General features: G+C 36.0%; 13 protein-coding genes. 1 reads left to right on the top strand and 12 read right to left on the bottom strand.

Features of this window, described 5'->3' with window-relative positions:
- From ACKI2P_RS03075 to ACKI2P_RS03030, 10 genes are all read right to left on the bottom strand, one after another.
- Nucleotides 1–782, bottom strand: a 782-nt coding sequence (locus tag ACKI2P_RS03075) for a hypothetical protein (RefSeq protein WP_407374901.1), incomplete at its 3' end; no start/stop codon positions are given.
- A 6-nt stretch (nucleotides 783–788) separates the two neighbouring features.
- Nucleotides 789–1,715: a hypothetical protein gene (locus ACKI2P_RS03070; RefSeq protein ID WP_407374899.1), complete on the bottom strand. Its 927-nt coding sequence runs from the start codon at nucleotides 1,713–1,715 to the stop codon at nucleotides 789–791.
- Nucleotides 1,716–1,718: 3 nt separating this feature from the next.
- The gene (locus ACKI2P_RS03065) at nucleotides 1,719–2,369 is read right to left on the bottom strand and encodes a hypothetical protein (RefSeq protein ID WP_407374897.1); all 651 of its coding nucleotides are present in this window, start codon (nucleotides 2,367–2,369) and stop codon (nucleotides 1,719–1,721) included.
- A 15-nt stretch (nucleotides 2,370–2,384) separates the two neighbouring features.
- Nucleotides 2,385–2,984: a hypothetical protein gene (locus ACKI2P_RS03060; protein ID WP_407374895.1), complete on the bottom strand. Its 600-nt coding sequence runs from the start codon at nucleotides 2,982–2,984 to the stop codon at nucleotides 2,385–2,387.
- Nucleotides 2,971–3,240, bottom strand: coding sequence for a hypothetical protein (locus tag ACKI2P_RS03055; protein WP_407374893.1), 270 nt, complete (start codon nucleotides 3,238–3,240; stop codon nucleotides 2,971–2,973). Before ACKI2P_RS03055 ends, ACKI2P_RS03060 begins: the two co-directional genes overlap by 14 nt.
- A 32-nt stretch (nucleotides 3,241–3,272) precedes the next feature.
- Nucleotides 3,273–3,524, bottom strand: a complete 252-nt coding sequence (locus ACKI2P_RS03050) for a hypothetical protein (protein WP_407374891.1) — start codon at nucleotides 3,522–3,524, stop codon at nucleotides 3,273–3,275.
- Nucleotides 3,521–3,694 carry a hypothetical protein gene (locus ACKI2P_RS03045; RefSeq protein WP_407374889.1) on the bottom strand — a complete coding sequence of 58 codons (174 nt, stop codon included), beginning with the start codon at nucleotides 3,692–3,694 and terminating at the stop codon, nucleotides 3,521–3,523. Before ACKI2P_RS03045 ends, ACKI2P_RS03050 begins: the two co-directional genes overlap by 4 nt.
- Nucleotides 3,691–3,882: a hypothetical protein gene (locus tag ACKI2P_RS03040; RefSeq protein ID WP_292746259.1), complete on the bottom strand. Its 192-nt coding sequence runs from the start codon at nucleotides 3,880–3,882 to the stop codon at nucleotides 3,691–3,693. The genes ACKI2P_RS03045 and ACKI2P_RS03040 overlap by 4 nt, the downstream gene beginning before the upstream one ends.
- 53 nt (nucleotides 3,883–3,935) lie before the next feature.
- The gene (locus ACKI2P_RS03035) at nucleotides 3,936–4,712 is read right to left on the bottom strand and encodes a hypothetical protein (protein ID WP_407374887.1); all 777 of its coding nucleotides are present in this window, start codon (nucleotides 4,710–4,712) and stop codon (nucleotides 3,936–3,938) included.
- A 1-nt stretch (nucleotide 4,713) separates the two neighbouring features.
- Complete coding sequence (locus ACKI2P_RS03030) at nucleotides 4,714–5,904, bottom strand: hypothetical protein (RefSeq protein ID WP_407374885.1); 1,191 nt, start codon at nucleotides 5,902–5,904, stop codon at nucleotides 4,714–4,716.
- 144 nt (nucleotides 5,905–6,048) lie between these two features.
- On the opposite strand from ACKI2P_RS03030, the gene ACKI2P_RS03025 reads away from it, so the two are divergent.
- The gene (locus tag ACKI2P_RS03025) at nucleotides 6,049–6,267 is read left to right on the top strand and encodes a 4Fe-4S binding protein (protein WP_407374883.1); all 219 of its coding nucleotides are present in this window, start codon (nucleotides 6,049–6,051) and stop codon (nucleotides 6,265–6,267) included.
- A 176-nt stretch (nucleotides 6,268–6,443) separates the two neighbouring features.
- Here ACKI2P_RS03025 and ACKI2P_RS03020 read toward each other — a convergent pair whose 3' ends face one another.
- Both ACKI2P_RS03020 and ACKI2P_RS03015 read right to left on the bottom strand, forming a co-directional pair.
- Nucleotides 6,444–6,866 carry a hypothetical protein gene (locus ACKI2P_RS03020; protein WP_407374881.1) on the bottom strand — a complete coding sequence of 141 codons (423 nt, stop codon included), beginning with the start codon at nucleotides 6,864–6,866 and terminating at the stop codon, nucleotides 6,444–6,446.
- Between the two features lie 47 nt (nucleotides 6,867–6,913).
- Nucleotides 6,914–7,144: a hypothetical protein gene (locus ACKI2P_RS03015; protein WP_407374880.1), complete on the bottom strand. Its 231-nt coding sequence runs from the start codon at nucleotides 7,142–7,144 to the stop codon at nucleotides 6,914–6,916.
- Between the last annotated feature and the right edge of the window lie 35 nt (nucleotides 7,145–7,179).

Raw genomic sequence — 7,179 nt, 5'->3', positions numbered from 1 at the left:
GGTGATGGAGTTCCTACTATTGCAGCCATTGATATTTTCCCGTTCATTCCTGAAGAATTAAAATCAGAATATTCAACATAATTATTCCAGATTAAAGATCCGTCCAATCTTTGCCACACCACATTAACGCATCCATAATCTTCATCATAATTGTTGTCAACAATCATTTTGAATTTGTTTGATGATGGAATTGTTCCGCCGTCAGTAACATAGCTTATTGTCGGAGAAAGTGAATTATTGAATATTATTTTTGCAGGATATAAGTTTCCATTACTGTTTTGAGCTACACCAAAGAACACGCCGTCAAATGCTGTTTCTGCAGTTGGAGTTCCAATGGCAAAACCTACACCTGCATAGGAATTATTATATCCATCTTTATATGCTAATTTCATTCTGATTTTGAAATTATCTGTTCCGTAAACATCAGCTTTTTGATATGTTGAATACAATCCCATTCCAATTGTTTCTGCACCTGAATTTTTATAAGTAGCCCTGAGATAATAGCCTTCATCATCTCCAGTAGTAATCCATCCCATTGAGGATACGCCCTTAACCATAACAGGCAATCCAACATCATAATAATACTCCTCATCAGTGTTAATGTCAATATAATGATTTGGAGCGGCCTTTTCAACTAATTGCATGATAGTATCTGAATCAGAATAGCTAATGCCCAATAATGTTAGTTTATTCCTTAATTCCGTTCTTAATGAAATAAGATTAGTATTAAGTAATTGTTCGTTACTTAACACGTCACTTAAATCCGGTGGAGTGAAACTCATGTTATTCTAGCTCCCTAATAAATTTAAGTTAGCTGTTTGTGTGGATGTTATTGTTCCAATACTATTTTGTAAGTCTTGAATAGCTAAAGCCACTGGTGCGTTTTTAATGGCATTGGTTGTATCTGTAGTATCTAAAGAACTTGCAAGATTAACAGGGCCAGTTGCACCGGTATCACCAGTATCTCCTTTTGGGCCTTGAGGTCCGGTATCACCTGTGTCACCTTTAGCACCTGATGCTCCTGTGTCACCTGTTGCGCCAACATTACCAGTATCACCTTTCGGACCTTGAGCACCAGAATCTCCAGTGTCTCCCTTAGGCCCCGCAGGACCAGTGTCACCTTTTTCACCAGATGTTCCGGATGTACCGGTATCACCTTTAGGTCCTTTCAAATCAAAGTATTGGTCAACTAATGCTTTACCGTCTGTTATACATGCAATATGACAGAGATTATAATTACTTCTTGTTATTACCCAATCTCCAAGATTTACTTCTGTTGCCCATGTATTATTCGCTAGTAAATCACTTACATAGAATCCGCCGTATAATGTAGGTTGAGCCGGACAACCTGTTGAAGTTAATGAACTATCTCTTCCGCTAGGAGACATGAATATTTGTGCTCCTGCTTTACCAGTAGCTCCTGTTGCTCCAGTTTCTCCACGAATACCTGTAGCACCTGACATATCTGTAATGAACGTGAATTCAGAATTTCCTCTGAGATATAATTTAGCATTGTCGGGATCTTCAACTGTTGATTGGATTGCAACAAAGCTGCCGTCTGGAACATTATTGAAATCAGCTTCCATTAACGCTATTGTTTCGTATGTTTTGAAAATTGTGAATGGTGCTCCTGCAGGACCTTGTGCACCTGTTGCACCTGCCGGGCCAGTAGCTCCCATTTCACCTCTTAAGTTTCCAATATCTTTCCAGGTCATTTTTTATTCCTCCCAAACATAAAGTTCACCGTTAATTAAATAGGCATCTCCTACTTGAGGATTTGGAACTTCCTGTTCTAATTCTTCTAGACTGCTGTATGAACCTTTTATTATTGTTGAAATTCCAGCAGGGCCAGTATCACCCGTATCACCTTTAGGTCCTGTGTCTCCTTTCTCACCACTACCACTAGCTAATTTGAAACAGTTAACATAATGATAATTTTCAGAACTGGTTACTGGATGTAAGGCCAAGAATTCACCTGAAGAATCTTTGATTGCTCCGGCCTCACCTAATTTAATATTATCTGCTGGTGAAATATCAGTAATGCCACTAGCTAGTTTAAGTCTGTATAGTTGGCCTAACACTAACACACTAGCTTTCCTGCGGCCATTATCCATAACGATTGGGTCATTAACGATAATACCTATTGGTATTTCACCGTCACCGCCTGTGTATTTTTTCACCATCTCTTTTCCTATTTCTGATTTTGGAGATATTGTGACTGTATCTTCAGGATAAATTTTATCGGTGTATTCATAGCCGATATTTTTACCTGTTGCGGTTACTACGTCTTCTGATGTTATATCTCCATCATCAAGTAGAAAGGTTGTTATTTCTTTTCTTCCTTCTAATAAAACGATTTGGTCTGTCATTAACATTCCTCTTTTTTACATTAACACTTCATTTATATGACCACCTTTTACAGATGGGTTGCATTTGATTTGCATTCCGTATTTTCTAGCTTCATTGCAGAAATATAAATCTTCTGACAGTATTGTGTCATTATCATAGATTACGTATTTGAAATATGGATATGGCATTTTTCTAAAGACATTAACATTAACGAGACTGATTCCAAGGCCACCGCCTTTAATTTCAAATGGATCTTCCCGTTCGTATAATGTTTCCCCATAGATCATGTTCTTGCCCGTGAAATCTTTTCCAAAATCAAAGATCACCGTTTCATCTGTCTTTGTTCTTTTTTTATAATACCAACCTAATGCGACATCCGTTTTACAATCCAATAGCTTATTAACAGTTTCTTTTGGTACACTAACGTCTGAGTCTATCATTAACACGTAGTCAAAGTTATGTTTGATTGCAAGTTTTGCTATTTCATTCCTTGCACGTGCACAATCATAACCTTTCACATAATCAAAATAAAGATTAAAATTTTTAGGGTTTGTCAATCCGAATATGCTTTTGAAGCATTGCGGTTTAATATTTTCAAAGGTCGGAACTGCAATCAAGATTTTACCTTTCTCCATCCTTCAGTCCCTCCAGTTTTTGGAGTCTTTCTTCCAACTCATCAATAGCTATCTGGTCTTCTTTCTCACATCTATATTGATAAATGTCAACAATGGCCACTATGATAATGGCTGCCGTAAATGGTATGAGTCCTTCGATTAAACTCCACTTTGTAGCGTTGGCCATGATAATGTTAATAGCTATGGCCGTTAATACAGCACTGGATATTGTTTTGGTAAAGTTGCAAATGAGTATCTTCTTTTTTAATTCATTCATGTTATCAACTTAGAATTATTCTCCAAAGTATTCTATTCTTTTTCAGGATAACCCAATACTGTTTTAGCTTTTTTCTTAGCGTATTCAACATCAGCCTCGCCTCTTATCCTGCTTGCGTAATGACTAGCTATGCCTAAGATTATCATGAGAATACAATATGGGATTGTATTTTCACTAATGCCTAATGCTTCTGAATATAACATGATGATCGGGATGACAGTGACTAAAAAAGAAGTGAATATGTCAATGTCCTTTCTGTTTCTCTCTAACCATTCGTAAATCATTCATTATCACCTACCGCTACTGCATCTTCGAAATCTCTGTAAGTATGGCTGAAGATTACGCCATCAACAACAATCTTTTCTTCACTTTGATAAACCTCTTCAGCATTTTCTTCTATGCTCATCCAGGATTCATATTCCTCAAATGTTTCAAAGTATTTTATGTATTTCATTGTGCCTCCCAAGATATGGAATAGTATAATATCCCATCTTCGATTTTAAATTGGATAACGGGTTTTATGGCATAAGGATAGCCACTATCAACGTATTTGGTGCCGTTCCAGTAAAACCAATGGCCTGTTGATTGGTCTATGTATGGGCCTTTATTCTCTAAAGTTCCTACCAGTTTCCTTATTGTCATGTTAATACCTCGCTGTAATATTATATGTTTTATTATATATTTTATTATTTTGTTTATATAAAGTATACATTTTGACCATCATCACAACCTTCCCATTCCATGTATAACTTATTGTCTTCCCAAACAAAGCGTACATCATTAACAATAGCTACATCCGGAAGCTCACAATAAGTAACACCGTCTGCATCTTTAACATAATTGGCCTGTGCCATAATGTTGGATTCCGTTGGTACGATCATGTTTACCACGTGGGTGATTTCATCCTGTTCAAAAGAACAGTCAGCAAGATCAATACAGTTCTGAGATTCAGGATACATTTCCACCTCAGACATCTGACGATAAACTCTGATATAATCTGTTGTCTTGTTTTCCGTTAGATTAACAATTGACAATAGCCTTAGGTCATGGCCATGTACAGGATTACACAATCCGTCACTGTCAATGTAAATTCTAGTGTTTGGAAGAATATTCTTTGGTGCAGGCCGTTTGAGTTTAAGCCTGAAGACATCACCCAGCACGGCCACGGCCACTAATGTTAATCCTGAAGTCTTGACCTGAACCTTGCCCAGGAGATAACCAAAGGCCAGTTCACCAGCCTGTGCTTTTCTAACTATTGTATGTTCCATTGTTGAGGATTCATCCAACGTTACCATTTCACCTACTGCACACCTGTCGGAACAAATCCAAGCCGTATGTTCATCATTAACAAACATGCGCTCGCCCTCATCAAGAAGGCAAGCAATAACATCCATCTTTTCTGAATGCTCAAGTCCTGTTGGATATCCACGGCCGTGTCCTATTGTTGAGTTTATATCGTAATCAATAATCATCTTAAAACACCCAATCCCAATTCTTGTTTTTTATTTTGTCTGGAATGTGAAGTCCAGTATCTGCCATGTCCGCATCATCCGCATCCCACATTAACGTTGAGCCTCTGTAGGCCTTAGTGTATTCATGACTTCCCTTATATAATCTGATACCGGTTTTGGCATCCTTTTGTGTTACCGTTATTGTTGGAATGGAATTAGCTGCAAGTATTGGTGACGGGAAGATTAACAGCCACTTCAGGTCAACATAATTGTATTCATCGAATTGATTTGTTGAAAACCAGCCCGGAGCAATTTCAACCTCATTATATGTGTTGGTATAAACTTTAGTCGGATTGTTCCTGTCAAAGCCTTCAAGATAATCTGAAGCACTGCTGAACCCGTTTGACACACGACCATGGAAATGGTATTGTTTATAATTTCCTTCCTCATCACTTCCTGAAGCATAAGCATCATTGGAATTAACCTGCACCAATGTTTTAGCCCCGTTGAATAATAAATAAGATTTCTCACCATCCCAATTCAAGGATGTGACTTTTATATCTTCTTGATAAGTTGTGAGATTATAGTCAACCTGCATCATGTATGTTCCAGTTGATGTTCCATGATATATCGCATTATCATTAACATCTACACATCCGGAAATTCTTTTAAATCTTGCGACAGTAACACGATTGTTTGATAGGCTACCACCAGAGGCGAATGTTGTAAATAATGATGTTGGTGAACTTCCATCAAGGCTTGGAACAAATCTTGCCCTTAAAAATCTGCCCCCATCCGTTGAATCATTATTGATACTTAAACCTGAGTAACTCATGAAAAATTGGGAGTATGTATCATTGTTTGCGTCAAACATTAACACCTCACCACCCGTTGATAAAGTGCTGCTGAAGGATGTTGATGTATCATAAACTTCCAGCAATAGCTTTGTTGTCTGGGAGATCTTGCCGACAGGAACTCTGACCAGGATAGCTGAAGGTTGGGATCCATAACTTGGAAGGTATAGTACAGGACAATTGGTTCCATCTTTGGTTTTGATCTTTAGATTTTTCAAGTCACTTCTGAATAAATTAGAATAGGAACTGCTTGCCAGATTGTCAAGGAGCAGATACTCATAGTTTGAGGAATAGCTACCGCTTCTCTGTGTGTAATTGTTAATTACAATATTGATTTGTAATTCCGTTTGCAATGTCATGATTAATAATTTATTAGATATTTTATATAAATAATATAATAAAAGAAGTAATAATAAAATTATTTGAATAATGAGATATAAATTATAATCAGAATGAATATGGCTGTTTAATTTATTTCTGTAATATTTTAAAGGAGATATAACATGGTATTTCGTGTGGAAAAGAATTGTGTTGGATGCGGAGATTGTGCTAAAGCCTGTGATTTAAATTTAATAACTGTATATGATAATTACATAGAAATTGACATTGAAAAATGTCAGCACTGCTCAAAATGTGTTTCTGCATGTACAAATAATGTATTTACAAAGACAGTCATTCTAAAACACTTTTTACACTTATTTAAAAGTAAAATTGGATTATAACATTAACGTTAATGATTACATATCCAAATGTTGAATCCCTTTTGCACTGCGATATATATGCACGGGTTGAAATAGAATTAACATTAACGATAGCTTATGTTAATGTTCTCATTACTTAAGGAAATAAGAAAAAAAGAGATGAAGCATTAAATAATTAATGCTTTTTTAAATTAGATTTATTTGAGGATTTCTTCAATTACTTTTTCATCCATAGCTTGTATAACAATGAATTTATCTCCATCTTGATATTGGAAAGCAACATTCATCCTACTAGGGGCACTCATGAAAGTACCGTTTTTACCAGAAATTGTTTTGTTTTCGAATTTGTAGTCATCAGGGAAATCTGAATTTTTTGGAGCATCATTATAAATCATAATGAATACACTATCTCCATTACTGTTTTTAAATACCCCTACATCACTTACTTTTCCTTTCTCTAAAGACTGTAAAAAAGTATTGCCTGCATCTGCATCAAAAGTATATCCATCAGGTACATTAAATTCCACACCACTAATCTTTTGGGTGTCTGCTGCACTAACGACTGCGATTGTGCTTACCGCAATTAATAGAAGCAATATTGCTAATAGTTTTTTATTCATTTAAACCACCTTTGAATTAAGAAATAAATATGATATATGTATTAATCTCATTCACCATTGACTGCTTTGACTTGTTTGTAAGTTGCATACAGGGAATAAATCCAAACAATGAATACCACCATACCAAAGATTTGACTTACGAAAAACATTAATATATAACCAATTACAGCTATAACTGCCAATATAATTCCTTTTTGCATATCCTCAGCATATATTAATCCCAATCCAGACCATATGAATGAAAGAATCAATGCAACTATCATGTTTTTATTTGCCATAGTCCATATCTCCATCTGAATTAATTTTTAATCTA

It is taken from the genome of Methanobrevibacter sp., from assembly GCF_045541095.1.
GTDB lineage: Archaea > Methanobacteriota > Methanobacteria > Methanobacteriales > Methanobacteriaceae > Methanocatella.
Note: the sequence above shows the minus strand (reverse complement) of the source record. Positions and strands in the feature narration are given on the sequence as shown.